Here is a 22,488-nt window from a genome sequence, read left to right on the forward strand (position 1 = left end):
GCGCGGCACGGCGCCCAGGGCAACCCACCGGAACAAGGAGAAGGCCGATGGCGGCAGAAAAGGGCAGCGCATTCCTGTTGAAGGTGAGCGACGGCGCGATCCCGCCGGGATTCGTCACCGTCGCCGGGCTGCGCACGACGCAGTTGAGCATCAGCGGCGAGGCGGTGGCGATCACGTCGAAGGATTCGGGCGGCTGGCGCGAATTGCTGTCGGGCGCGGGCGTGCGATCAGTGAGCGTGTCGGCGGCGGGGGTGTTCACCGGATCGACCGCCGAGGCGCGCGTGCGCGCCAACGCGCTGACGGGAACGATCGACAGCTATCGCCTGAGCTTCGAGAGCGGCGAGACGATGACCGGGCGCTTCCTGGTGACGCGGCTCGACTATGCCGGCGATTACAATGGCGAGCGCAGCTATACGCTCAACCTCGAAAGCGCCGGCGCGGTGGTGACGGCATGAGCGCCGCCAACCCCGCGCGCGGCGAGGCCGCGCTGACGCTGGGCGCGACGCAACTGGTGCTGCGCCCAAGCTTTGCCGCGCTGGTTGCCGCCGAGGCCGAGCTGGGGCCGCTGTTCGGCTGTGCCGAGCGCGCGGCCGAGGCGCGGCTGACGCTGGCCGAGACGGTGGCGCTGTTCTGGCATTGCCTGGCCGACCCGCCCGCCGGGCTGACGCGCGAAGCCTTTGCCGAGGGCGTCGCGGCGCGCGGGCTGGCGGCGAACCAGGCGCCGCTGCGCGTGCTGATCGGCCAGATCCTGGCCGGACGATGAGCGGCGCGGCGCCGTTCCGCGAGGCGGCGGTGCGGCTGGCGGGAATGGTGGGGCTGTGGCTCGGCTGGAGCCCCGACCAGTTCTGGGCGGCGACCCCGGCGGAGATCGCCGCGATCGTCGCCGCCGCGCGCGCCGAGGATGCCACGCCGCCAGACGCGGCGGTGCTGGCGCGGCTGAAGGAGCTGTTTCCCGATGGATGACGAGATCGAGACGCTGGTGGTGCGCGTGCGCGCCGACACCGCCGGCTTTGCCCGCGACGTGGCGACGATGCGCGAGGCGATCGACGGGCCGCTGGTGACGGGGGCCGAGCGCGCGGGCGCGGCGATCGAGACGACGCTGTTGCGCGCGGTGCGCAACGGCCGGCTGGGGTTCGAGGATCTGCGCCGCGGCGTATTGCGGGTGATGGACGACATTGCCGCGAGCGCGCTGCGATCGGGGATCGACGCGCTGATCGGCGGCGGCGGGAACGGCGGCGGGGGCGGGGGGCTGATCGCGGCGCTGGCCGGGCTGTTCGGCGGGGCGCCGGGGCGGGCCACCGGCGGGCCGGTGAGCCCGGCGCGCGCCTATCGCGTCGGCGAGCGCGGGCCGGAACTGTTCGTGCCGACGAGCGCAGGCCAGATCGTGCCCGCCGCCGCCGTAGCGGGAACGGCCCGCGACGTGCGCGTCGCGATCACGATCCAGACCCCGCCCGACACGGCGCCGCGCGCGCTGGCGCAATCGGGGCGGCAGGTGGCGCGGACGGTGCGCGCGGCGCTGGAGCGCGCCTGAACGCTGCCCGACAGCGAGGAGGAACGAGCAATGGGGCACTGGCTGGCAAGCGCACGCGACGGGCAGGCGAGCGGGTGGATGACGCGGTTCGACCCCGTCTATTGGACCGTCGATTTCCCGCGACCGATGATGGCGGCGGTGACGACGACCGCGCCCGACGCGCTGCGCGTCGACCTGGTGTTCCAGCGCGGCAGCGATCTGGCGGGGCTGATCTGGTCCGCCGAGGACCGGCACGACCATGTGCTGCTCGCCTATGCCGCGCATCGCGACTTTCGCGACGTGCGGCTGCGCTTTCGCTGGCGGTCGGCGGGGGTGACGCCGCTCGACGCGATCAACGGCCCGGTGCTGACGATCGAGGGGCGCGACGCGGCGGGATCGGCGCGGCAATGGCATGTGCGGCTGTGGAACTATGCCGTCGGTACGCCCGAGGATGCGGTGGTGACGATCGACTTTGCCGCGGTGGACGGCGGCTTTGCGCTGCCCGGCGAGGCCGATCCGGTGTGGGCGGGCGATGTCGACCGGATGTTCGTGACGCTGACCCCGCCCGGCTATGCGCCCGGCGGCGGCGCCTTTGCCGAGGCGAGGACGGCGTGGGTGACGCTGAGCGAGATCCGCTGCGACGGACCGGGGGCGGTGGTGCCGATCGGCGACGTGGTGGTGCCGCCGCACGGGCTGTGCATCGCCAACGGCTATGACGACGTCTATCCGCTGACGCCCGCGCGCGTGCTGCGCAACCTGATCCAGCTCGGCTATCGCGGGCCGATCCTGCATTATGTGGGGATGAGCCATTATTTCCGGCTCGAACCGCTGGGCGACGGCTTTTACGTGAGCCTGGCGGGCGGGGCGATCAACGCCGCGTGCGCCGCGTGGCACGCCGATTTCGCAGCGCGTGCGGCGGCGCTCGACATGCCGGTGATCTGGTCGCTTTCCTATGAACTGCTCGACCAGCATTGCTGGGGCGACTGGAAGCAGCGCGCCGCCGACGGAACGCCCGCGGCGACGGCATGGACGCCGGCATCGACGCTGCTTTCGCCCGCGCATGCCGGAGCGATGGCCTATCTGCGGCAGGTCGCGCTCGCCTTTGTCGCGATCGCGCAGGCGGCGGGGCTGGCGGTGCGGTTCCAGATCGGCGAGCCGTGGTGGTGGACGCTGCCCGACGGGCGGCTGTGCATCCATGACGACGCGGCGAAGGCGGCGCTGGGCGATCCGCCCGAACAGCGGCTGCGCGACGGCGGTACCGATGCGCGCGTGCTCGACGCGGCAGGGGCGCTGCTGGCGCAATCGACGCTGGCGCTGCGCGATGCGGTGAAAGCGGGGGCGCCGGGCGCCGAGGTGCTGTTGCTCGCCTATCTGCCGACGGTGCTCGACCCCGCGATGCCCGAGGCGCGGCGCGCCAACCTGCCGACCGGATGGGCGGCGCCCGCGTTCGAGCGGCTGCAGCTCGAGGATTATGACTGGGCGGCGGCGGGCAACGCAGCGGCGAGCGCGCGCGCGATCGCGGCGACGGCGGCGCGGCTGGGCTATCCCGACGACCGCCAGGACTATCTGGCCGGGTTCGTCGCCGCCGGGACGCCGCGCGACCAGTGGCATGCGATCGCCGGGGCCGCCGCGGGCGCGCGGGCGCGCGGCGTCGCGCACTGCTTCGTCTGGGCGCTGCCGCAGGTGCTGCGCGACGGTTTCGTCCATTTCGATCTGCCGGGAGAGGAGAAGGCGGTGCAGGCGTTCGACGACGTGCAGTTTCCCATCGCGCTGGGCCGCGAGGCCGAGGTGGCGCCCGAGGTGTCGACCGCGATCGTGACGAGCGCGGGCGGGCACGAGATGCGCAACGCCGAATGGGCCGAGGCGCGGCTGTCCTATGATGTCGGCCCCGGCGTGCGGTCCGAGGCGGACATCGCGGCGCTGATCGCGTTTTTCCGCGCGCGGATGGGACCGGCGCGCGGGTTTCGCTTACGCGACCCGTTCGACTGGCGCGGCGAGGACGAATGGATCGGCACCGGCGACGGCGTGCGCCGCCGCTTTGCGCTGGTGCGCCGTTACGGCGAGGCGGTGCGGCGGATCACGCGCCCCGTCGCCGACAGCGTGTCGGTGAAGGTCGCGGGGCTGGCGCGCGCCGACGTGACGCTGCGCGCCGGGGGCGAGATCGAGCTGGCCGAGCCGCCGCCGCCGGGGGCGCGAGTGACGGCGAGCTTTGCCTTCGACGTGCCCGTGCGCTTTGCCGAGGATCGGTTGCAGGTGAGCCGCGCGACCTTTCTGGCCGGGGTCGCGGCGTCGGTGCCGCTGGTGGAGATCCGCGAATGAGCGGCGAGACGGCGGGGGGCGAGACGATGGGCGGCGATGCGGCGGGCGGCGGCGTGATCGGCCAGGCGGGGGCGGCGGTACTGACGACGATCGCGCTGTGCTGGCGAATCGAGCGGTGCGACGGCGTGACGATCGGGCTGACCGCGCACGACCGCGACCTGACCATCGACGGGCTGATCCATCGCGCCGCGCCGGGGATGACGCCGAGCGCGATCCGGCGCGGAAGCGGGCTGGAGCCCGACACGATGGACGTCACCGGCGCGCTGGACGATGCCGCGATCGGCGCCGCCGACCTGATCGCCGGGCGGTGGGACGGCGCGCGCGTGCGGCTGTTCGCCACCGACTGGACCGCGCCCGCGCCCGGCCCGGTGCTCGCCGAGGGGACGATCGGCGCGGTCGAGATGCGCGACGGCGTGCTGACCGCCGAGCTGGCGGGGCCGACGGCGCCGCTCGACCGGCCGGCATGCCCGGTGACGAGCCCCGGCTGTCGCGCCGAACTGGGCGATGCGCAGTGCCGCGTGGCGATGGCGGGGCGGCGGCGGATGGCGCGCGTGATCGCGGCGACGGGCGCGGTGTTGACGCTCGACCGCGGCCCCGCCGACGGCGCGCCGGCCGATGCCTGGGCGCAGGGACGGCTGCGCTGGTTCGACGGGCCGCTGGCGGGAACCGAGGCGGTGATCGCGGCGGCGGCCGACGCGCAGGTGACGCTGCGCCGCGCGCCGCGGCTGGCAGGCGCGGCGATGCCGCTGTGGGTGGAGGTGCGCGAGGGATGCGACAAGCGGATCGAGACGTGCGCGACGCGCTTTGGCAACGCGGCGAACTTTCGCGGCGAACCCTATCTGCCGGGGATCGACCTGCTGACGCGCTATCCCGCGGCGGGTTGATCGTCGCGGCGGCGCGGCGGGCGCTGGGGGCGCGCTTTCGCCTGCACGGGCGCGACCCCGCGGGCGGTTTCGACTGTGTCGGGCTGGTCGCCTGGGCGCTGGGCGAGGCGGGGCTGACGGTGCCCGGCGTGCCGACGGGCTATGGCTGGCGCGAGGCGGCGGCGGCGCGCGTGGCGGCGGCGATGGCGCGCGCGGGGCTGCGGCCCGTCGGGGCGGAAGCGGGGGCGGCGCCGGGCGACGTGCTGCTGTTCGCGCCGCGCCGGGGACAGGCGCATCTGGGCATCGCGAGCGCGGCGGGCGTCATCCATGCCGATGCGATGCTGCGCCGCGTCGTCGAGCGGCCCGACCGGCCGTGGCCGGTGACGGGGGCGTGGCGCGGCTGAACGCCGCACGCAGCGGGGGGACGGAAGATGGCGACACTGGTGCTGACGGTGGCGGGCGGCGCGATCGCCGGCCCGGCGGGCGCGACGGCGGGATCGTTGCTGGGCAATGCGATCGACCACCGGCTGTTCGGCGCGGCGCGGCGCGGCGGGCGGCTGAGCGACCTGCGCGTGCAGGCGGGGGCCTATGGCACGCCGATCCCGAAGCTGTTCGGGACGATGCGCGTCGCGGGGACGGTGATCTGGGCGACCGACCTGGTCGAGCACCCAGCGGCGGGCGCGGGCGCGGGAAAGGGCGGCGGCTATGCCTATACCGCGTCGTTTGCGGTGGCGTTGTCGTCGCGGCCGATCCGGGCGGTGCGGCGGATCTGGGCCGAGGGCCGGCTGATCCGCGATGCGGCGGGCGAGATGAAGGTCCGCGCCGGGTTGCGCCTCCATCGCGGCGACGAGGACCAGGCGCCCGATCCGCTGATCGCGGCGGCCGAGGGCGCCGCGCGGGCGCCGGCGCATCGCGGGCTCGCCTATGCGGTATTCGAGGACATGGCGCTCGACGATTTCGGCGGGCGCATCCCGTCGCTGAGCTTCGAGGTCGAGGCCGATGCGGGGCCGGTGGCGCCGGGCGCGGTGGCGGCGATGCTGGGCGGCGGCGTGGTGGCGGCGGGGGCGGCGCTGGGGCCGCCGCTCACCGGCTATGCCGCCGAGGGCGACGACATGCGCGCCGTGCTGGCGATGCTGGTCGAGGCGGGCGGCGGCTGGTTCCGCGCCGCCGGGGGGCGGATCGTGCCCGCCGATGCAGGCGCGGGTGCGACGCCGGTCGTCGATGCCGGCGCGGGTGCGGCAGGCGCGCGGCGGCCGGGACGCGGCGTGCGCGCGATCGACGCGATCGCGGCGGCGCCGGCGACCTTTGCGCTCGGCTATTATGACCCGGCGCGCGACTATCAGGCCGGGTTGCAACAGGCGGTGCGGCCGGGGGTGGGGACGCGGGGCGAGCAGGTCGCGCTTCCCGCCGCGATCCCGGCGCCGGCAGCGCGCGCGATGGCCGAGGCGGCGCTGGCGCGGGCCGAGGCGGCGCGCGAGCGGCGGACGCTGACGCTGGGGTGGGACGCGCTGGCGCTCGAACCGGGCGCATGTGTGACGATCGCGGGCGAGCCCGGCTGCTGGCGGATCGTGCAATGGCGGCTCGAGGCGATGGTGGTGACGATCGAATGCGTCCGCGTTCCCGAGCCGGTCGCAGCCGCGCCCGCGAGCGCGGGGCGGGCGGTGACCGCGCCGGCACTGGCGATCGGGCCGACGATCCTGCACGCGTTCGAACTCCCCGCCGGGATCGACGGCGCCGCCGCCATGCCGCGGATCGGGGTGGCGGCGGCGGGCGGGCCGGGGTGGCGGCGCGCGGCGCTGATGCTCGCCGATGCGGGCGAGACGCGCTGGGAGCCCGCGGGCGCGACGGCGGCGCCCGCGGTGCTGGGCACGATCGCGGTGCCGCCGGTCGCCGATGCGATCGCGGCGATTGCCGACCGGCGCAGCCGCGTCGAGGTCGTGCTGGCGCATCCGGGGATGATGCTGGGCGATGCCGATGCAGCGGCGATGGCGGCGGGCGCGAACCGTGCGCTGATCGGCGACGAACTGGTCCAGTTCGCGCGGGCCGAGCCGCTGGGCGGGGCGCGGTGGCGGCTGCAGGGGCTGTGGCGCGGGCGGCAGGGGACCGAGGCGGCGATCGGCGGCGCGGGGGCGGGCGACCGCTTCGTCCTGCTGACGCCCGCGACGCTGGCGGTGCTGACGCTCGACCGGGCGGCGACGGGCGGCACGGCGGCGGTGCTGGCCGAGGGGGTGGCGGACGGCGAGGGCGTGATCGCGCGCTGCGCGGTGACGGGACGCGGCTGCGTTCCGCCTGCGCCGGTGCATCTGCGCGCGGCGCGCCGGCCCGACGGTGCGCTGGTGCTGGCCTGGGTGCGGCGCAGCCGCGACGGGTGGGACTGGATCGACGGGGTCGATGCGCCGCTGGGCGAGGATCGCGAAGCCTATCGCGTCACGCTGACCGACGGCGCGGGGCGCATCGTCGCGGCGATCGATTGCGCCGAACCGCAGTTGCGGGTGGCGCCGGCGGCGGCCGCCGGCATCGCGGCGGTGGCGGTTTGCCAGATCGGCACGAACGGCGCCTCACCGCCAGCCCGAACGGTGCTTTCCGCAGCGTCGCCGCCGGGCGGCGCGGTCGGCTGAACCAACCAGGGAGGAGAAGGCGATGACGGACGATTCGAGCGGCACGATGGCCACGCCGCGACTCGCGCTGCCGATGGTCCAGCCGGGACAGGCGCAGAAAGAAATGACGCTTAACGAGGCGTTGATGCGGATCGACCTGCTGTGCCAGGCGAGCGTCGTCGAGCCCCCGCGCGACCAGCCCCCCGCGACGCCCCAGCCGGGCCGGTGCTGGATCGTCGGCACGGCACCCGCCGGCGACTGGGCGGGGCAGGCGGGGAGCGTGGCCGGATGGACACCGGGGGGGTGGCGCTTTGTCCTGCCGCATGAGGGGTTAAGCGTATGGATTGAAAGCGAATCATTGCCCGCCCGCTTTGTGGGCGGCGCGTGGCAGATCGGCAACGCCCAGGGCGTGCCCGACGGGAGCGGCGGACAGGCCGTCGGCGTGGGTCCGGCAAGCATCGCGGAACCCGCAGGCGGCATAACGGTTGATGAGCCCGCGCGCGCTGCGATAAACGCCATTATCGCTGTACTGCGGACCCATGGGCTGATCGCTTCCGGATGATGCCGGGTTTGACCTGTGGCAAGAGTGCAACAGTGGCGGATTTGTGCGCTTGCGTCGAAACTATCGTTTCGGTAGTGAGTTTTTGCTGTCCGTAGTGACATTCAGGAAAGGGGATTAAAATGCGGAAGCTTGCCGTTACCTTGGCACTTGCGACGACCGCGCTCAGCACGCCCGCCCTCGCCCGCGACGATGCGTGGTACGTGGGTGTCGAAGGCGGCACGATGCTGGTCGAAGACATCAATTTCGACGTCGGCACCGGCACCGACAACGCGAAGGCCGACCACAAGGCCGGTTACGACGTTGCCGGCACGATCGGTTACGACCTTGGCGCCGTCCGCCTCGAAGCGGAAGTCGGCTACCGCAAGGCCAATGTCAGCTCGTATCGTTCGAACCTGACCACCCCGTTCATCAACGCGGCCGGCGCTCCGGCGTTCGCGCCCGCAGGCAATTATGACTATGCTGGCGGCAGCTCCTCGGCGCTGAGCTTCATGGTCAACGCGCTGTGGGACTTCGGTGACGACGACGGCGTGCAGGGCTTTGTCGGCCCGGGTCTCGGCGTCGCGCGCGTCAAGGAGAAGATCGGCCTCAACACCCGCGGCAACTTCCTCGACGACTCGGACACGGTCGTTGCGTGGCAGGTGCTCGCCGGCGTTCGCGCGCCGATCACCAAGAACATCGACTTCTCGCTGAAGTACCGCTTCTTCAACGCGCCGGGCGTCGAGCTCGTCGACACCGCGGGCCGCAGCACCTATGGCCGTTTCCGTTCGCACAGCATCCTGGGCGGCGTGACGTTCAACTTCGGCAAGCCCGCCGAGGCTCCCGCTCCGGCGCCTGCGCCCGCCCCGGCTCCCGAGCCGATGCCGGCTCCGGCTCCCGAGCCCGCTCCGGCGCCCGCGCCGGTGGTGTGCACCCCCGGGCCGTACATCGTGTTCTTCGACTGGAACAAGTCGGACATCACGCCGGAAGCCGCGAGCATTCTGGACAACGCGTTCAGCAACTACCAGAACTGCGGCAACGCCAAGGTCATGCTGGCCGGCCACGCCGACCGTTCGGGTTCGGCGAGCTACAACGTCCGCCTGTCGCAGCGTCGCGCTGACTCGGTGAAGGCGTACTTCGTCGGCAAGGGCATCCCCGACGGTGTGATCTCGACCGAAGCGTTCGGCGAAAGCCGCCCGCGCGTCGAGACCGCCGACGGCGTCCGCGAGCTCCAGAACCGCCGCGTGGAAGTGACCTACGGCCCCGGCGCGGGCATGTAATCACGACCGCCGGTCCGTTCCGGACTGGAAAAGATCGGGGGAGGCCGGGCGACCGGCCTCCCCTTTTCTTTTGGAGGCTTTGCGCGCGAGGCCGATTGTCTGCGGCCGCGTTCCAGGGCGTTGTCGCGCACCCATGCGCGTGGCAATCAGAACCGCGATGGATCCGAACACAGCACAGCTTCTCGCCGCGACGGGGGCGGTGCATCTGCCCGGCGCGGCGACCGAAATGATCCCGGCGATCGAGGCCGCGATTTCGTCCGACGATCACGGCCGCCCGGGCGCGCGCCTTCGCGATGCAGCGCCGCTCGCCGCGCTGCTCGACCCCGATCGCGCGATCGGCCGGGCGGCCGCCGCCGCGCTGGCGGCGATCGGCGCGTCGGGTGCACCCCGCCCGGTTCGTGCGATCCTGTTCGACAAGAATGCCGACGCCAACTGGGCGCTCGGCTGGCACCAGGACCGAACCGTTGCGGTGCGCGAGCGCCGGGCGTGCGAGGGTTTCGGCCCCTGGACGGTCAAGCAGGGCGTGATCCATGTCGCGCCGCCCTTTGCGCTACTCCGGCGCATGGTGACGCTGCGCATCCACCTGGACCCCGTCGATCCCGACAATGCGCCGCTGCTCATCGCCGAGGCCACGCACGATCGGTTGTGGCCGGAGGGCGAGATCGCGGGGGCGGTCGCCGCGGCGCGCGTGCGCCCCTGTCTCGCCGCGCGCGGCGACGTCTGGGCCTATGCCACGCCGATCCTGCATGCCTCGGCCGCCGCGACAAGGCCGCGGCGGCGGCGCGTGCTCCAGGTCGATTTCGCAGCGGAGGCGTTGCCCGCGCCGCTCGCCTGGCGCGGAATCTGACGGCCGGGTCAGTCGTCCGGCGCGAGCGCGGCCGCGAGCCAGCCGGGAAGCAGCGCGTCGCCCAGATCCTCGACGCGGCGATGCTCGACCATCAGCCCGAGTTGGGGATAACGCGCGCGCGTGCGTTCGCCGGCCTCGCCGAGCGGCGCGACGACGAGCCGCCGGTTGACCTTTGACCGATAGTGCATCCGGGCGGTGTTTTCCTGGCCGATATAGCAGCCCTTGGTGAAGCTGACGCCGTTGAGTTCGGCGGCGTTGCATTCGAGCCAGAGCGTCTTGTCCTGACCGAGTTCGGCGATTCCTTCGGTCACGCCGAGGCCGAGACGATGCGCCCGCCAGGCGGCAGCGGCCGAAGCGCCGGCGGCATCGCCGAGCCAGCGCCGCCCGAGCGCGGCGAGACGGGGATCGGCGACGCCGGCATCGCCGGTCGCGGCCCAATGGACGCCCCCGTCGACGGGCGCGATCACGATCGGGCGGCGCAGCCGATAGAGCGTCAACCGCCGGGCGAGTGCGTCGCGTTGGGCCGCCTCGCAATCGATCAGGACCGCGTCGCCATCGGCCCAGAGCAGGAAGTCGAACAGCACCTTGCCCTGCGGTCCCAGCAGCGCCGACCATTGCGGCGCGGCGGCGGTGAGATGCGCGACGTCCTGCGTCACGAGCCCCTGAAGGAAGCCGCGCACGTCCTCTCCCGAAAGCCGGAGCAGCGCGCGATCGTCGAGCCAGGTGGCGGCAGGAGCGGAGATCGGATCGGTCATGCGATGAGAGTTAGGCGCGGGCACGCCGCGGCGAAAGGGGCGTCAGCCCTGCCCGCGATAAAGGGCCGCACCGACGCCGAGCGCGATCAGCAGCGCCTGGGCGAGCGCGATCAGGTGGAGGCGCCACGAAAAGGGCTGCTTGCGCGTCTTGTGGCGCAGCATCGCGCGCGCGGCGAAGGCGGCCGGGCTGCCGCCGGCCATCGCCCAGCCGAGCAGCCGCGCTTCGGGAACACGGCGGCGGCCGAGCCGCGCGCGCCGTTTGTCGACGGCGAAGAGCAGGAAGGTCACCGCGTTGATGCCGCCAAAGGCCGCCGCGATCGCGATCAGAAGGGGAGCCAGCGCGATTTCTCGCTGAACTTCATATAGCCCGCGTTGATGCCAGCGCGCCAGCCGACCCCCAGCCGCACCGGGATCAGCACGATGTCGCCCCGGCGCAGATAGGTGGCCGAGAAGCCGCCGACGAAATAGAGCCGCCCCTCCGCCTGGGGGAAGCGGCGGTAGAGATCCTGCGTGTCGTAGAGATTGTAGACGAGCACGAAGACCTTGGCCGCGTCGCCGCCGAGATCGAAGCCGATCGACGGGCCGGTCCAGAACACCTTCCGCTGCCCCTCGATCCTGTGGAACAGGTCGCCCGAGCCATAGCGCAGCCCGATGCCGATCGCCCCCGCCGCCTCGCGCCCGGCGATATAGGCGTTGGGCCGCCCCTGTTCCTTCAGGATCTTCTCGATGATGCCGGCGAGACCCGCCGCGCCCTTGCCGAACACGCCCTCGGCCGCGTCGATCAGGTCGCCTTCCTCATAGGTGTTCGCGGCCTGCGCCTCCGCCCGGTCGCGCGCGTCGAGCGCGCCGCGGTCGGTGGTGCCGGCCGGGGCGACCGGGGTCGACGGCGGCGGCGCGACGGGCTGATCCTGGCGATAGGCGCCCGCATCGTCATCGCGACGGACCGGTGCGGGCGGCGGCGTGTGCAGATCCGAATCGATCGCGACATTGGGATCGACCGTCGTCATCTGCTGCGCGGCAAGCGGGGCGGAACCCAGGCACATGCCTGCCGCAACCAACCCGATCATCCACCGACGCAAGCCCATCGAATGCCTTTCCCAACACCCAGAAACCGCCCCGACGCTACGCGTGATGTTCTGTCACTGCAATGAACGGACGATCAATCGACTCGAAATCGCGTTCGGGCGGGCGATGGGCGTTGATCCGCGCAAAGACCGCCGCTATAGGGCTCGACCTCAGGCCCTTTCCGGAGACGTGGGTGAGTGGCTGAAACCAGCGGTTTGCTAAACCGCCGTACGGGGATTACTCGTACCGAGGGTTCGAATCCCTCCGTCTCCGCCATTTCAAGCCAGCGCCACAAATCCGTTTGAAATCAGCCTGTTACTGGCTCACGAAGTTGGCCAGTGTACCCCAGTCTGTACCCCAGTACCGTACCCCGACTTACACCACGTAGCAGGGGTGGCGGCCTAATGTCGTCCGCTGTCGGATAATTGTCGGGTTGGCCGGTGCACTGTCGGGTCAAATGCGGTAGTTTGGCGTGGCCGAGTCGGCTCCCCTTCGTGGCGCTGCCGTGTGCCTCGGAGGTAATGCTTCTCTCCATCAGGAGGTGATTGCATGTTAATCGATGCACGGAAGATGAAGAGCGCGCGTGACCGGCGTGCGATGACGCAGGAGGCCTTGGCGCATCAGGCGCGGGTGAACGTGCGCACGATCCAGCGGGCGGAGAACGGCGAGCCGGTCAGGCACGAGACGTTGGCTGACATTGCTGCTGCACTGGGAGTGCCTGTTGGTGGCCTGCTCCTCCCGGAGCCGGATAACGATACGCAACCCGAAGCTGAAGCTGACGCTGCTCAGGCGCAGGTCCTTAAGCGTATCGAAAAGGCAGATGCCGTCGTCGCTCTGCTTGAGCGGGCCACAATGGCTGTCTTGGATTGTAGTGCCGAGCCAACGGAACAGAATATGCCCGACCTTCGGGCGGTCATCGAAACGCTTGAAGGGCTCATCGGAAATCCGTGGGAAGTTGACCGCTGTTTGCCTCGGCGCTTCAGCTCGCTGCTGGACAAGCTGGAGACAACGGCACGATTGAACGGTGAACTGGCCGCGTTGGAGCGCGCTGGTTTGGCGCTCTATTCTGCATCTTCGACTGAGTACGTGAAGGTCCCATATTATACGGATGAAGGGATGGCGGTTTCGACGCGTCAACGGCCATCCTACATCACAGCCGCACGCTTTTTGATTGCCAACTACGAGAGCGAGCGGCTTCGCGTGTCAGCGGACGTGCTATGGCCCCTAGAGCCCCAGCCCGACGACGATGAAGTCCCATTCTAGACGATGGGGTTGCCCTAAGAATTACATAGGGGTGCTGTCTCATGCCCGCTCCGAAAAAAGCAGGGCAAAGCGGAAGCAAGTCACCCCGCCGCGCAATAGCGCTTCACCGTCGCAGCGGAGAGGCCGAAATGCTGGGCCGTCGCGGCGATGCTGGCGCTCTGCGCCTTCCGCCATTCCCGCACGGCAGCGGCATCAGCCGCATAGGGACGCCCAAGGCTCTCCTTGCCCCGGTGCGTCCTGCCGGTCTCCGCAAGTGCCTTCCGGGCGGCCATACGGCCCGCTTCGGTGCGCTCGGCGATCCTGCGGCGCTCCATGGCGGCCATCTGGGCCAGGACGGCGATGATGATCTCGCCCACGCCTTCACCGATGGGGCCGATGCCGTGCACGTGCAGGGTCACGCCCTTGGCCAATAGGTCGCGGACGGTAGTCTGGACGTCGATTGCGTCGCGCCCGAGCCGGTCGACCGCGTAGACGTGGAACGTGTCGCCCTTGCGCAGCGCGGCGAGCATCGCGGCGAAGCCAGGACGATCCTTGGCTTGCACTCCACCACTAACGCTTTCGTCCGAGAACTCCTGATCGAAGGGGCCGCCCATGGCGGTGCGCTGGGCTTCGATGGACTGGTCGGTGGTCGAGACGCGGTAGTAAGCGATGCGATGCGACATGGGTGGCTCGCAAGTTAGGGGTGGCTGTTGCCTAGCTCATATCCATAGCTCACTTTGGTCGTCAAGATATCTTCTGAGCCTAGCGCGCAGGTTACACCTTCTGAGCTATGTCGGCGTTTCGTCGCTGGCGAGACTCGGTCGACCGTGAACCCCTCGACCTAGTGGAAGCATCACCTTCCGCCGCCCGGAGCGGGCGTTATCTGCGCGGCTCCAGCTAACAGGAGGAGCATCATGGAAACGCAATCCATCATCGGCCTTCCGGCCCGCGCCCGCGTCGAGCAGTTGGCCCTTGGCCGCGTGCTGACGCCAACCGAGCGCCTGCTCGCCCGCCGACAGGCTGCGCTGGAGGAACTCGCTCGGGTCGAGGCTGCGCTAGACGCTATCGCCGCTGATCAACCGGCGGGGTTCCGCAGGGGGCGGGGCCGCCTGCGCAGCTGAAGGCCAGCGCGCCCGGCGGTGAACGAACGCCGCCGGGACGCCACCCCCGACGGGGGGAACCGGCAATCGTCGGGAGCGCTATGGCGCTTCGGATTTCTGCGCCAAAACCAACCGCCCCGCCGTGCCCTCAATGCGCCCTTGCGGCTCGGGTGCGCAGAACCTCGGTCGCTTCGTCATAGCCCTGCTGGTGGGCGATGGCGGACGCGCGCCGCGCCAAGTCGTTCCTGCGGGGATCCGTGGGCGCACTCAACGCCGCAACGGTCGCGGCGAGGGGAAAGCGGGCGGTAGCGTGAATGTCGTCGAACAAGGCAGATGCCATGTGGATGCTCCAGATGGGTTGGGGTTAGGCGGCAAGCGCCGGTGAGGCGGTGGTGTGGGGACGGCCTTGGGTGCGGGCGCGGTGTCGGCGGGCGAGTTCGCCCAACGTGATCCACGTACCGTCCCGCATCCGCAGCTTACGGCGGGACTGAAGGGGGCCGATGAGCGGACCGAAGGTGCGGCGGTGGTTCTCTTCTTCGGCATACGCTGCGCACGGGCGGCACATGCCGGGGCGACCGTTGCCGGGCGTCGGGGGGAGCATCTCGGTGGGAGCAACCCGCCGATGACAGGCGACGCACTCGCGGTCCCCCGACACGTACCAAAGGCGGTCCACCTCGGCATACGCCGCGTACCAGGATTGCTCGGTTGCAATCTGTTCGGTCGGATGGCGGTCGGACAGAAGCAGGAGCAGGTAGTCGACCCGCTCTCGGTTCGCTGCCAGTTCCTCCGGGGAGACCGGCTGGACAGCCTTGCGGCGGTTGCCCTTGAGCTTGGCCCCGGTCTTGACGCGAGAAGCGGTGCGGGCTTCGGCGCGTGCCTTCGCTTCGGCTAGGGCGGCTTCGCGAGCGACCCGGCGGGCTAACTCTCGGGCCTCCCGTTCTCTGCGGACCCTTTCGGCATGCTGCTGGCGAGCGCGGATGACTTCCGGGTCAGCATTGCGGGCGGCGGTCTGTGCGCGCTCCCGCGCCGAGTTGGACGCCGAAACGCATCTCTTGCACCGGCTGGAGAGCTTACCACTCTTCCGCGCATAAAAGGCGGATGCGGGGAGGGTCTGTCCGCACCCCGAACAATACTTTTCGTCAGGCATGTGGCCCTGCTGTTGAGGTGGGGTACGCCCGCTGTACGCTGGTGATCCGGCGGGGGTGTCGATTGTGTGGACCTATCGGGCCGGAGCCAGCCGCGATGTGCTGAATCACCAACGGCGGCTGGTGATTGGCGCTCATTTCAGGCCGCTTGCGGCGACGTCCGGCGGATGCCCGCAAGCTTGGCCCGCACGTGCGCTGCGGCGTCCTCGCGGGACAGGCGGCGGCCGTGCAGGCGGACGTCGGGAACCGGGCGGAAGGCGTAGAGCGGACAGGCGGTCACCGTGCAGGCGGCGCACTGTTCGCGCCACGTGCCGGGCTCAAGGTCGTCGTAAATGCATTCGCGGCACATAGCCGCAATGGCATCGTCGCGGGTGGCGGGGGAGGCGTGGGCCTCGGATGGGCGTGGTGTGGCGGTCATGCTCTCGTGGTGCCTCAAGTTGATGGGCGACCCTCCCCGGAGGCAGAGCGGGGAGGATCGATGGTTGATGGTGTCGAGGATCAGTCCCGACCGAGGCCGGGCTTCCACTCACGGGGGTCCTGTGTCGACTTGCTGCAATCTGACGGAGGCGTTGCGGCCTCTGCGGAGGAGGGCTCCGGCATTGCCTTCGCGGCTCCGGGGGAGCCCTTCACAAGCACCGGCTGGGGTTCGCAGGGTAGGCGACGGACGGGATTGCCGAACTCGACCACAAGCATGCCATTCGGCAGTTGCGTATGCCATTCGCGGTCGTCCGGCTCGGCAACCGGCTGGTGCAGCGGCGTGAACCGGCGACCGTACCAGCGGCGTTCTCGGGAGGAGTAGCGGGCCATCAGAGGCAGGCCATCGCAAGCCAAAGCGCCGACCAGACGAACGCGTTGCGCATGGCGTTAGCCAAGGCTGGAGCGATTGTGCTTGGCGTACATCTCGGCCTTGGCCTTGATCCGGGCTTCCCGGTTCATCTGCTCGGCCATGGCTCGCGCTTCCGCGTCCTCGGCCAGCTGATCCCGCTGGGCCTTCAGGAACTCTGCGGTTTCCTTCTTGGCCTTCGCGAGACGGCGGCGGCCCTCTTCACCGTCCTTGAGGCTGATCTCATAGGTGATCTGGGCCAGACGCTGTTCCAGGGCTCGGCGGCTCTGACCGTCGACGGCATACACCGGGCGGGGCGACGCTGCGCCGGTGACCGGGTCCGTGTCGGTCTCATAGCGGTCGACCTCCGCCAGCTTGGCGGTGATGCTGTCGAACTCGCGTTCGAGGTCATAGATCGCGCGCGAGATGTCCAGAAGCTCCCGAGCGTAGGGTGTGGCACCGGGGCCAGCGCCCTGCTTGACCCGAAGCTCCAGCGCGTTCTTCCGCATGGCGACGAGGATTGCGCCGCGCTCCGCTTCGGCGAGGCGCTCTTGCGGGATGCCGACCAGCTGTTGCCGGACGTATTCCTGCAGGGCAGGCGGCAGCGCGGTGACAGGCGGGACGACGGCGAAGCGGGAGGTGTCGCCGGTGGCGACCACGGGCGATGGGATGGAGTCGATGGGGTCGAGGTCTTCGATCCCGGCGACCAACGCCTCCTCGTCGGGCGTCAGCGTGTAATCGGCAGTCGTGGCGGTGAACGTCGACTCCGTGCTGTCGACGGCGAAGGAACCGTTGGTGGTCGTATCGGACATGGCGGTAGGTCTCTTTGGGGTTGGACGGACTGCTTGCGCAGCGGTGGCAGGGGCGACGCCGGGCAGCATCGCCGAACCGGCTTTGGCGAGCCGGGATCGGGGAAGCGGATGGGCGTGGCGGTGAGAAGTGAATGCGGGTCCGATCCCCGCCACAGATGACCGGACCCGCGCAGCGACCGTCGATCACCTGCCGGGCAGGCGAGAGGTCGGCCGATGGAAACTGGAGGGGGCGGAGGGTGGACGGCGGGTCTGCCAATCCATCGTCCTCGCCGAACGGACCGACCGAGGGTCTTACGGTAAGGTTCTAGGTGGGATTGGTAAGGAGGATGGACCTTCAGGAACCTGAAGTTTCACCGACAGCGAACACCTACGGTTTCCCTTCTCCGAGGGTGAGGGTTAATCGCCATGTGCGCTCCGGACGACGGCAGGGCAGGGGCTGAGGGAGGATCGAACCGACGGATGCACCGGCGGTGAACCTGCGGAGGAGCTGGAGGGAACCTTCAGGACATGGGGAGCCGTTCCATACACCTAGTTACCGCACCCTCCGAGGGTGAGGGATAATCGGCATGGTCGTCCGCTGCGTTCGCGGGTGCGTCCTTGATGCCGGTCACTTCCAGGGTAGATACTGGGGCCTGACCAATGCTCATGAGCATCTCGTTGACGGCCTCCAGCTCCGTCATGACGGAGATCATGGGCATGGGTGAAGCTCCAGGGGGATGTATGGGGGAACAGACTAAGCCCGAAGATCCGCGACAGCGGTTTGCTTGGGCCATTGCCGCGACTGCGGTTTACTACGTGGGATGCCAGCGCATCATCGAATGGGCTGACATTGGGTTCGTGGTCGCGACCGCAGGCTTCGCGGCGACGCTCGTAACTTCGGCATACACGTCAGGTCGCGGCGCGCGGTTCATCTACCTCATCGCCGTGACTGCGCTGTTCGCAACACTCACCGTCATCGACGGCGGAATGCGCTATCGTACCATTCAGAGCCGCTGCCACACCATCGAAGCTGACATGATGAACCTCAAGTCCACCACGCGGGAGGGTTCGGCGAGCGTCTTCCAAGCGCTGAAGTGCCTGCCGGAAGGCGGGCTGGTCACGTCGAAAAAATAGGGGACCCCCGAAGGGGCCCCCTTGGGCTTACGCCGGGATCGCGCCGGTACGCAGCCCGACCGCGCACTTGCTGCGTAGGCGGCGGGCGCCGAACGACTCAGGACGGGAGGATGACAGATTGCACGCATTCGAGGAGCGCCCGGTCACTGGCGCGTCCCGGATACCTGCCCATGGTCAGCCCCAGCGGCAAATCGTCGGTGCTGTGGCCCACGACATCTGCGATGGTCCAAGGTTCGCAGCCCGCGTCCTTGGCCTTCCGGATGAACCAGCGTCGCCAGCTGTGAAAATCGACGTTGGACTGGCGTTGTCCCTCGGCCCGCTCGTCAATCCCCAGCCTCCGGCGGAAGCGCGTGTAGGCCTTGCTGGCAGGCATGGAGCGTTCGCGAATGGAATCCTTCGGGGGCTCCGGAAGATCGTGGATCAGGTAGTCGCCCGGCTTCTTTCCGGCGACCCTCTGGGCCACGATGGCGGTTAAGCCGGGATGGATGGGGACGCGGCGGGTGGCAGCATCTGTCTTGCCCGCCCCATCCGCGCTGACGTTGAACCAACCGTCTGCGCAGTCCCGCACCCGCAGGCTGCAAATCTCGTCCAGGCGCATGCCCGACAGCGCGCCGATCCACACAAGGTCCAGCGTCCGCTGGTCAACCGGGCCCTCCGGCACAGCGTATAGCAGCGCGCGGGCTTCCTCGTCGGTGTAGGGGCGCTTGCCGCCGGTGGTGCTGGTGGTTGCCTCCATGACGGCGGAGCGGCGTTTCTGGGCCTGCTTCACGCCCTTCAGTTGGCCCGTCCACGGGACCTCGGACACGTATCCCTTGCCCTCAAGGAACCGCCAGTAGCCCCCGAGAAACTTGGTGTAGGTGACCGCCGATTGCGGAGCCATGCGGGTCAGCAGGTCCGACACGAACCGCCCCGCGACCTTGCGTGTCACCTGCTCCACCGTGGTGGGCTCTCGGTTCCGCTCTGCCCATTCCTGATAGATTCGGACACACCGGCGGATGCCGTCTTGGGTGCGCGGCTTGAGACCACAGGTGGCGAGGTAAGATTCCAGAAGGGTGTCGATAGGCGTGGCTTCGCCGGTGGCCACCGCGACGAACTCGCGCGCGACGGTCAGCCCGCGCTTCTGCTCCAGTTCCTCGGCGCGGTCTTGCAGGAGCCATTCCATGGCCTCGCGAGCCCGGCCGGGCTCGGATGCAACCAGCGTCTGTCGCCAGTCCATCGCTTCGCCAGTGAGACCGTCGGTGGCCCGCTCGGCGTTCACGATGCGCGCTTTCAGTTCGTGAATAACCGCATGCTTGATTCGTTCGGCGTTCGCGGGGCTGTCCGTCTTCAGCGAACGCTTCAGGCGAGTGGTTCCAAGTCGCTCCTGCACCGGCTTCGGAACGGGGACAGTCACCCGGATGCTGCCATTGTGCCACTCAAGATATTGGCCAAGCCGGGCCTTGCGGGTCGTCAATTTCGGGCTCCATTGAGGGTCGATGTACCCCCGATGTACCCCCAAGATGTACCCCAGAACAAGGGGGTAAGTAGCTGAATCCAATGTGATTCAATGGGTTGATGCATCTCGAGCGGACACTCCCTCCGTCTCCGCCACACACAGTCAATATATTGATATTGCAGGATAATTCATGAGGTCTTCGCCCGACAATGCGGACCTTTCGGGCTATTCCCGCCACCGAGAGAACCGGGCTTTCCCAGCGATTTCCGGGCTTTCCGGCGCCGTTTCTCAGCGGCGCCTTTGCGTGGTACGGGATTGGTGTTGCTAGTGGGGGAGCGATCGCAAGCGGATCGCCGAGCTTAGCGGCGGACCGAAAAGCCGAGCTTTTGCCGCTGTTCGCTCCAGGCGATCGGGATCGCATCGGCCTGGGTCAGGCGCTTGGTGTCGATGCCAGCGGGCGCCTTGCCCTCGACGATCCGGGTGACAATCGCCGGATCGAGGAAGGCGAGCCGGATGACCCGGGTCATGTAGGATGATGTGACGCCTTCAGTTCGGGCAAGGTCGGTGATGGTGAGATTCGGTTCTTCGAGAAGCCGGTTCCACCAGCGATGCGCCTTGGCGATGGCGCCGATCAGCCGGACGTCCGGCTCACGGCTGATCGCCGTTTCGCCGGTATCGAGGACCATTCGCACGGCCAGCCCCGAGCGCTTCAGCGTGGCTGGCGCGATGATCAGGAGCGCGGGCGATTCCGTATCGATCGTCATCTCGAGATGACAGCCGAGACCGACAGGATCCAGTTTGATACGCACTTCGGAAGGCATGATGTCGATGCGATCGATAATGTCGCCGACCAGCGTCTGGACCAGACCACCCCGACCATCGCGCAGGCGCAATGCTAGACCTCGGGCTTTCTCGACCAGCACCGGAATGTCCTGTTCGTCGGGGGATGATGGAGAAGAGCCCAGCAGCGTGATCGAATCACTGATGGTGCGGCATAACTGATCGATTACCAGCATTTCGATTTCACGAGCGGGCAAGCGCATGCCGCCGGTGTTCTTGGCATCGCCTTTGAGCTGGAGCGACCGGCTGACGTAGTAGCGATAGCGGACCTTGCCCTTGTTGGCATGGACCGCGATCAACGGCTCACCACGATCATCGAACAGCTTGCCAGCGAGGATGCTGGGATGCCGGATGCGGGGGCTTGATCGGGTTCCTCGACCGTTCTCGCGTAGCTGCCGCTGGGCCGCGTCCCACGTCTCCTGTTCGATGATCGCCGGATGCAGGCCGGGATAGGTGGTCTTCCCGTGACGGATACGGCCGATATAGATCGGGTTGCCGAGGATGGCGTAGAGTTCGCCCCGGCTGAACGGACCGCCGCCGTAGGGACGGCCAGCCTTGGTCATCCGCGTCGGCTTGACGGTGCCATCGACTTCCAGCCGATCCTGCAGCAGCCGGACGTTGCCAAGGTCGAGATAGGTCCGGAAGATCGGACGGATGATCTCGGCATGGTCTTCGACGATGGCGAGGCTGCGACCGTCCGGACGATAGCCGAGCGGCGGCGTCCCGCCCATCCACATGCCCCTCTGTTTCGAGGCGGCGAGCTTGTCGCGGATGCGCTCGGCGGTCACCTCGCGCTCGAACTGGGCGAAGGATAGCAGCATGTTGAGCGTGAGGCGCCCCATGCTGGTGGTCGTGTTGAACGACTGGGTGACCGACACGAAGCTGGTCCCGGCCTTGTCGAACGCCTCGACCAGTTTTGCGAAGTCGAGCAGCGAGCGGGTGAGCCGATCGACCTTGTAGACCACGACGATGTCGATCCGGCCGACAGCAATGTCGGTGAGCAGGCGCTGGAGCGCCGGCCGCTCCAGCGTCCCGCCCGAGATGCCGCCATCGTCATAACGCGCGTTGATGAGCGTCCATCCTTCGCTTGCCTGACTGGCGACATAGGCAGAGCAGGCGGCGAACTGCACGTCGAGCGAGTTGAAGTCCTGTTCCAGTCCCTCCTCGCTCGACTTGCGCGTGTAGATCGCGCAGCGCACCGGCTTCATGACGCGGCGCCTCGCCTGGCCCGGAAGCCGAAGAAGGCGGGTCCCGACCAGTTGGTGCCGGTGATGGCCCGGGCGACCTGGCTGAGGCTGCGCCATTCCCGATCGTTCCAGCGGATGACGCCGTCCTCGTCCATGGTGACTATGTGGGTGGTTCCCTGCTAGACCCGCGCCAGCCGCATGCCCGGAAGGATGGAGGGCAGCGGCCGACCAGCGGCGACGGTCTCGCGCAAGCGCCGCCGGGTTGCGTTTGACAGTCCGCCCAACGCCTTTTCCTGGCAGGCATGGGCCAGCGCCAGCCGGAGCAGGCCGGCGCTGACCCTGGGCGGCGTGGTGCGAAGCTGTCTCCGCCATGCGTCGCGCAACTGCTCGAGATCCATTGCCTCGAGATCCTCCAGCCGCGCGTCGAGGTCCTTCGGCTTCGTCATCAGCTGGCGATCCGCCATGAACGGACGCCACCGATCTTCTCGCTGGCGATGGTGTGCCCCTTCTTCCGCAGCCCGCTGAGCGCGGCGCGCACCGTGTGCGGCAGCCAGCCGCTGGCCCCGGTCAGGTCGTCGAGCGTGGCTCCGCCCTCCCGGGCGAGGAAGTCCAGGAGCAGCGCCGCCTTGGTTCCCGCGCGCGCCGAGGGAGCGGCAGGTCCGGCGAGAGGCTCGGTATTGCCGTGCTTGATGTCGGTCCTACTTTCGGCCTGTTGCGACGCTGCTTCATCCGCTCCGATCGCGGCGCGACCAGCGTCGGTGATGACGATGTGATCGTTCGACTTCATCGCCAGCTTCCGGCGGACCAGCGAGGCGATCGCTACCTTCATGCGATCCCCGTCGCTGGTGACGCTGTCCGGCACGGGAAGCAGATTGCCATCCTCCCGGTTGCTGGCGGTGGAGAGCAGGATGAGCTGCAGGTCGTTGAGTTTGATGGTCATTGTGGGTGTCTCCTGTGTGGGAGTCGACACCGCGCCGCTCCCACCACCCACGGCCCCGCCGGTCGACTGATCAGGGC

25 protein-coding genes, 1 tRNA gene and 1 pseudogene are annotated in these 22,488 nt (G+C 69.3%); 15 read left to right on the forward strand and 12 right to left on the reverse strand.

Features of this window, described 5'->3' with window-relative positions:
* Positions 1–47 precede the first annotated feature (47 nt).
* From ACT3CF_RS01925 to ACT3CF_RS01975, 11 genes are all read left to right on the forward strand, one after another.
* A complete protein-coding gene (locus ACT3CF_RS01925; protein WP_478420045.1) occupies positions 48–455 on the forward strand; it encodes a phage major tail protein, TP901-1 family in 408 nt (135 codons plus the stop codon).
* Positions 452–763 carry a GTA-gp10 family protein gene (locus tag ACT3CF_RS01930; protein ID WP_478420046.1) on the forward strand — a complete coding sequence of 104 codons (312 nt, stop codon included), beginning with the start codon at positions 452–454 and terminating at the stop codon, positions 761–763. Before ACT3CF_RS01925 ends, ACT3CF_RS01930 begins: the two co-directional genes overlap by 4 nt.
* Positions 760–963, forward strand: coding sequence for a phage tail assembly chaperone (locus ACT3CF_RS01935; protein ID WP_478420047.1), 204 nt, complete (start codon positions 760–762; stop codon positions 961–963). Before ACT3CF_RS01930 ends, ACT3CF_RS01935 begins: the two co-directional genes overlap by 4 nt.
* On the forward strand, positions 956–1,531 hold the full coding sequence (locus ACT3CF_RS01940) for a tail tape measure protein (protein ID WP_478420048.1): 576 nt from the start codon (positions 956–958) through the stop codon (positions 1,529–1,531). The genes ACT3CF_RS01935 and ACT3CF_RS01940 overlap by 8 nt, the downstream gene beginning before the upstream one ends.
* Positions 1,532–1,561: 30 nt before the next feature.
* Positions 1,562–3,829: a phage distal tail protein, Rcc01695 family gene (locus ACT3CF_RS01945; protein WP_478420049.1), complete on the forward strand. Its 2,268-nt coding sequence runs from the start codon at positions 1,562–1,564 to the stop codon at positions 3,827–3,829.
* 26 nt (positions 3,830–3,855) lie between these two features.
* On the forward strand, positions 3,856–4,713 hold the full coding sequence (locus ACT3CF_RS01950; protein WP_478421315.1) for a DUF2163 domain-containing protein: 858 nt from the start codon (positions 3,856–3,858) through the stop codon (positions 4,711–4,713).
* Positions 4,710–5,096, forward strand: coding sequence for an NlpC/P60 family protein (locus ACT3CF_RS01955; RefSeq protein ID WP_478420050.1), 387 nt, complete (start codon positions 4,710–4,712; stop codon positions 5,094–5,096). The genes ACT3CF_RS01950 and ACT3CF_RS01955 overlap by 4 nt, the downstream gene beginning before the upstream one ends.
* A gap of 27 nt (positions 5,097–5,123) precedes the next feature.
* A complete protein-coding gene (locus ACT3CF_RS01960; protein ID WP_478420051.1) occupies positions 5,124–7,310 on the forward strand; it encodes a GTA baseplate fiber-binding domain-containing protein in 2,187 nt (728 codons plus the stop codon).
* A gap of 22 nt (positions 7,311–7,332) precedes the next feature.
* On the forward strand, positions 7,333–7,851 hold the full coding sequence (locus tag ACT3CF_RS01965; protein WP_478420052.1) for a DUF2793 domain-containing protein: 519 nt from the start codon (positions 7,333–7,335) through the stop codon (positions 7,849–7,851).
* A gap of 119 nt (positions 7,852–7,970) precedes the next feature.
* Positions 7,971–9,107 (forward strand): OmpA family protein, encoded by a 1,137-nt coding sequence (locus ACT3CF_RS01970; RefSeq protein WP_478420053.1) that lies wholly within the window; start codon positions 7,971–7,973, stop codon positions 9,105–9,107.
* Positions 9,108–9,264: 157 nt separating this feature from the next.
* Positions 9,265–9,954, forward strand: a complete 690-nt coding sequence (locus ACT3CF_RS01975; RefSeq protein ID WP_478420054.1) for a phytanoyl-CoA dioxygenase family protein — start codon at positions 9,265–9,267, stop codon at positions 9,952–9,954.
* Between the two features lie 8 nt (positions 9,955–9,962).
* Here the strand turns inward: ACT3CF_RS01975 and ygfZ are convergent, their stop codons facing one another.
* The 3 genes from ygfZ to ACT3CF_RS01990 are packed head-to-tail and all read right to left on the reverse strand — an operon-like array spanning position 9,963 to position 11,794.
* The gene (gene ygfZ, locus ACT3CF_RS01980) at positions 9,963–10,709 is read right to left on the reverse strand and encodes a CAF17-like 4Fe-4S cluster assembly/insertion protein YgfZ (protein WP_478420055.1); all 747 of its coding nucleotides are present in this window, start codon (positions 10,707–10,709) and stop codon (positions 9,963–9,965) included.
* A gap of 42 nt (positions 10,710–10,751) precedes the next feature.
* Positions 10,752–10,997, reverse strand: a complete 246-nt coding sequence (locus ACT3CF_RS01985; RefSeq protein WP_478420056.1) for a DUF1294 domain-containing protein — start codon at positions 10,995–10,997, stop codon at positions 10,752–10,754.
* Positions 10,998–11,032: 35 nt separating this feature from the next.
* Positions 11,033–11,794, reverse strand: coding sequence for a DUF1134 domain-containing protein (locus ACT3CF_RS01990; RefSeq protein ID WP_478420057.1), 762 nt, complete (start codon positions 11,792–11,794; stop codon positions 11,033–11,035).
* Between the two features lie 163 nt (positions 11,795–11,957).
* Here ACT3CF_RS01990 and ACT3CF_RS01995 point away from each other — a divergent pair.
* Together ACT3CF_RS01995 and ACT3CF_RS02000 are read left to right on the forward strand one after the other, a co-directional pair.
* Positions 11,958–12,050: transfer RNA gene (locus tag ACT3CF_RS01995), tRNA-Ser, on the forward strand.
* A gap of 273 nt (positions 12,051–12,323) precedes the next feature.
* Positions 12,324–13,037, forward strand: coding sequence for a helix-turn-helix transcriptional regulator (locus ACT3CF_RS02000; protein ID WP_478420058.1), 714 nt, complete (start codon positions 12,324–12,326; stop codon positions 13,035–13,037).
* A gap of 80 nt (positions 13,038–13,117) precedes the next feature.
* On the opposite strand, the gene ACT3CF_RS02005 is transcribed toward ACT3CF_RS02000, so the two are convergent.
* Positions 13,118–13,699, reverse strand: coding sequence for a recombinase family protein (locus ACT3CF_RS02005; protein ID WP_478420059.1), 582 nt, complete (start codon positions 13,697–13,699; stop codon positions 13,118–13,120).
* Positions 13,700–13,930: 231 nt separating this feature from the next.
* Here ACT3CF_RS02005 and ACT3CF_RS02010 point away from each other — a divergent pair, with 231 nt between their 5' ends.
* A complete protein-coding gene (locus tag ACT3CF_RS02010; RefSeq protein WP_478420060.1) occupies positions 13,931–14,137 on the forward strand; it encodes a hypothetical protein in 207 nt (68 codons plus the stop codon).
* Positions 14,138–14,264: 127 nt separating this feature from the next.
* On the opposite strand, the gene ACT3CF_RS02015 is transcribed toward ACT3CF_RS02010, so the two are convergent.
* From ACT3CF_RS02015 to ACT3CF_RS02030, 4 genes are all read right to left on the reverse strand, one after another.
* Positions 14,265–14,444: a hypothetical protein gene (locus ACT3CF_RS02015; protein ID WP_478420061.1), complete on the reverse strand. Its 180-nt coding sequence runs from the start codon at positions 14,442–14,444 to the stop codon at positions 14,265–14,267.
* A gap of 36 nt (positions 14,445–14,480) precedes the next feature.
* Positions 14,481–15,263 carry a hypothetical protein gene (locus ACT3CF_RS02020; protein ID WP_478420062.1) on the reverse strand — a complete coding sequence of 261 codons (783 nt, stop codon included), beginning with the start codon at positions 15,261–15,263 and terminating at the stop codon, positions 14,481–14,483.
* Between the two features lie 137 nt (positions 15,264–15,400).
* A complete protein-coding gene (locus tag ACT3CF_RS02025; RefSeq protein WP_152997792.1) occupies positions 15,401–15,679 on the reverse strand; it encodes a hypothetical protein in 279 nt (92 codons plus the stop codon).
* A 446-nt stretch (positions 15,680–16,125) separates the two neighbouring features.
* Complete coding sequence (locus ACT3CF_RS02030; RefSeq protein ID WP_478420063.1) at positions 16,126–16,896, reverse strand: hypothetical protein; 771 nt, start codon at positions 16,894–16,896, stop codon at positions 16,126–16,128.
* Between the two features lie 645 nt (positions 16,897–17,541).
* Here ACT3CF_RS02030 and ACT3CF_RS02035 point away from each other — a divergent pair.
* The gene (locus ACT3CF_RS02035) at positions 17,542–18,009 is read left to right on the forward strand and encodes a hypothetical protein (protein WP_478420064.1); all 468 of its coding nucleotides are present in this window, start codon (positions 17,542–17,544) and stop codon (positions 18,007–18,009) included.
* A gap of 97 nt (positions 18,010–18,106) precedes the next feature.
* Here the strand turns inward: ACT3CF_RS02035 and ACT3CF_RS02040 are convergent, their stop codons facing one another.
* The 4 genes and pseudogenes from ACT3CF_RS02040 to ACT3CF_RS02055 form a co-directional block, all read right to left on the reverse strand.
* Positions 18,107–19,462 (reverse strand): DUF6538 domain-containing protein, encoded by a 1,356-nt coding sequence (locus ACT3CF_RS02040; protein WP_478420065.1) that lies wholly within the window; start codon positions 19,460–19,462, stop codon positions 18,107–18,109.
* 341 nt (positions 19,463–19,803) lie between these two features.
* Positions 19,804–21,492, reverse strand: coding sequence for a recombinase family protein (locus tag ACT3CF_RS02045; protein WP_478420066.1), 1,689 nt, complete (start codon positions 21,490–21,492; stop codon positions 19,804–19,806).
* Positions 21,489–21,935 (reverse strand): annotated as a pseudogene (locus ACT3CF_RS02050) (DUF2924 domain-containing protein). The gene ACT3CF_RS02045 and the pseudogene ACT3CF_RS02050 overlap by 4 nt, the downstream one beginning before the upstream one ends.
* On the reverse strand, positions 21,917–22,411 hold the full coding sequence (locus ACT3CF_RS02055) for a DUF3489 domain-containing protein (RefSeq protein ID WP_478420067.1): 495 nt from the start codon (positions 22,409–22,411) through the stop codon (positions 21,917–21,919). The pseudogene ACT3CF_RS02050 and the gene ACT3CF_RS02055 overlap by 19 nt, the downstream one beginning before the upstream one ends.
* Positions 22,412–22,488 lie beyond the last annotated feature (77 nt).

This window comes from Sphingomonas chlorellae (assembly GCF_056485145.1).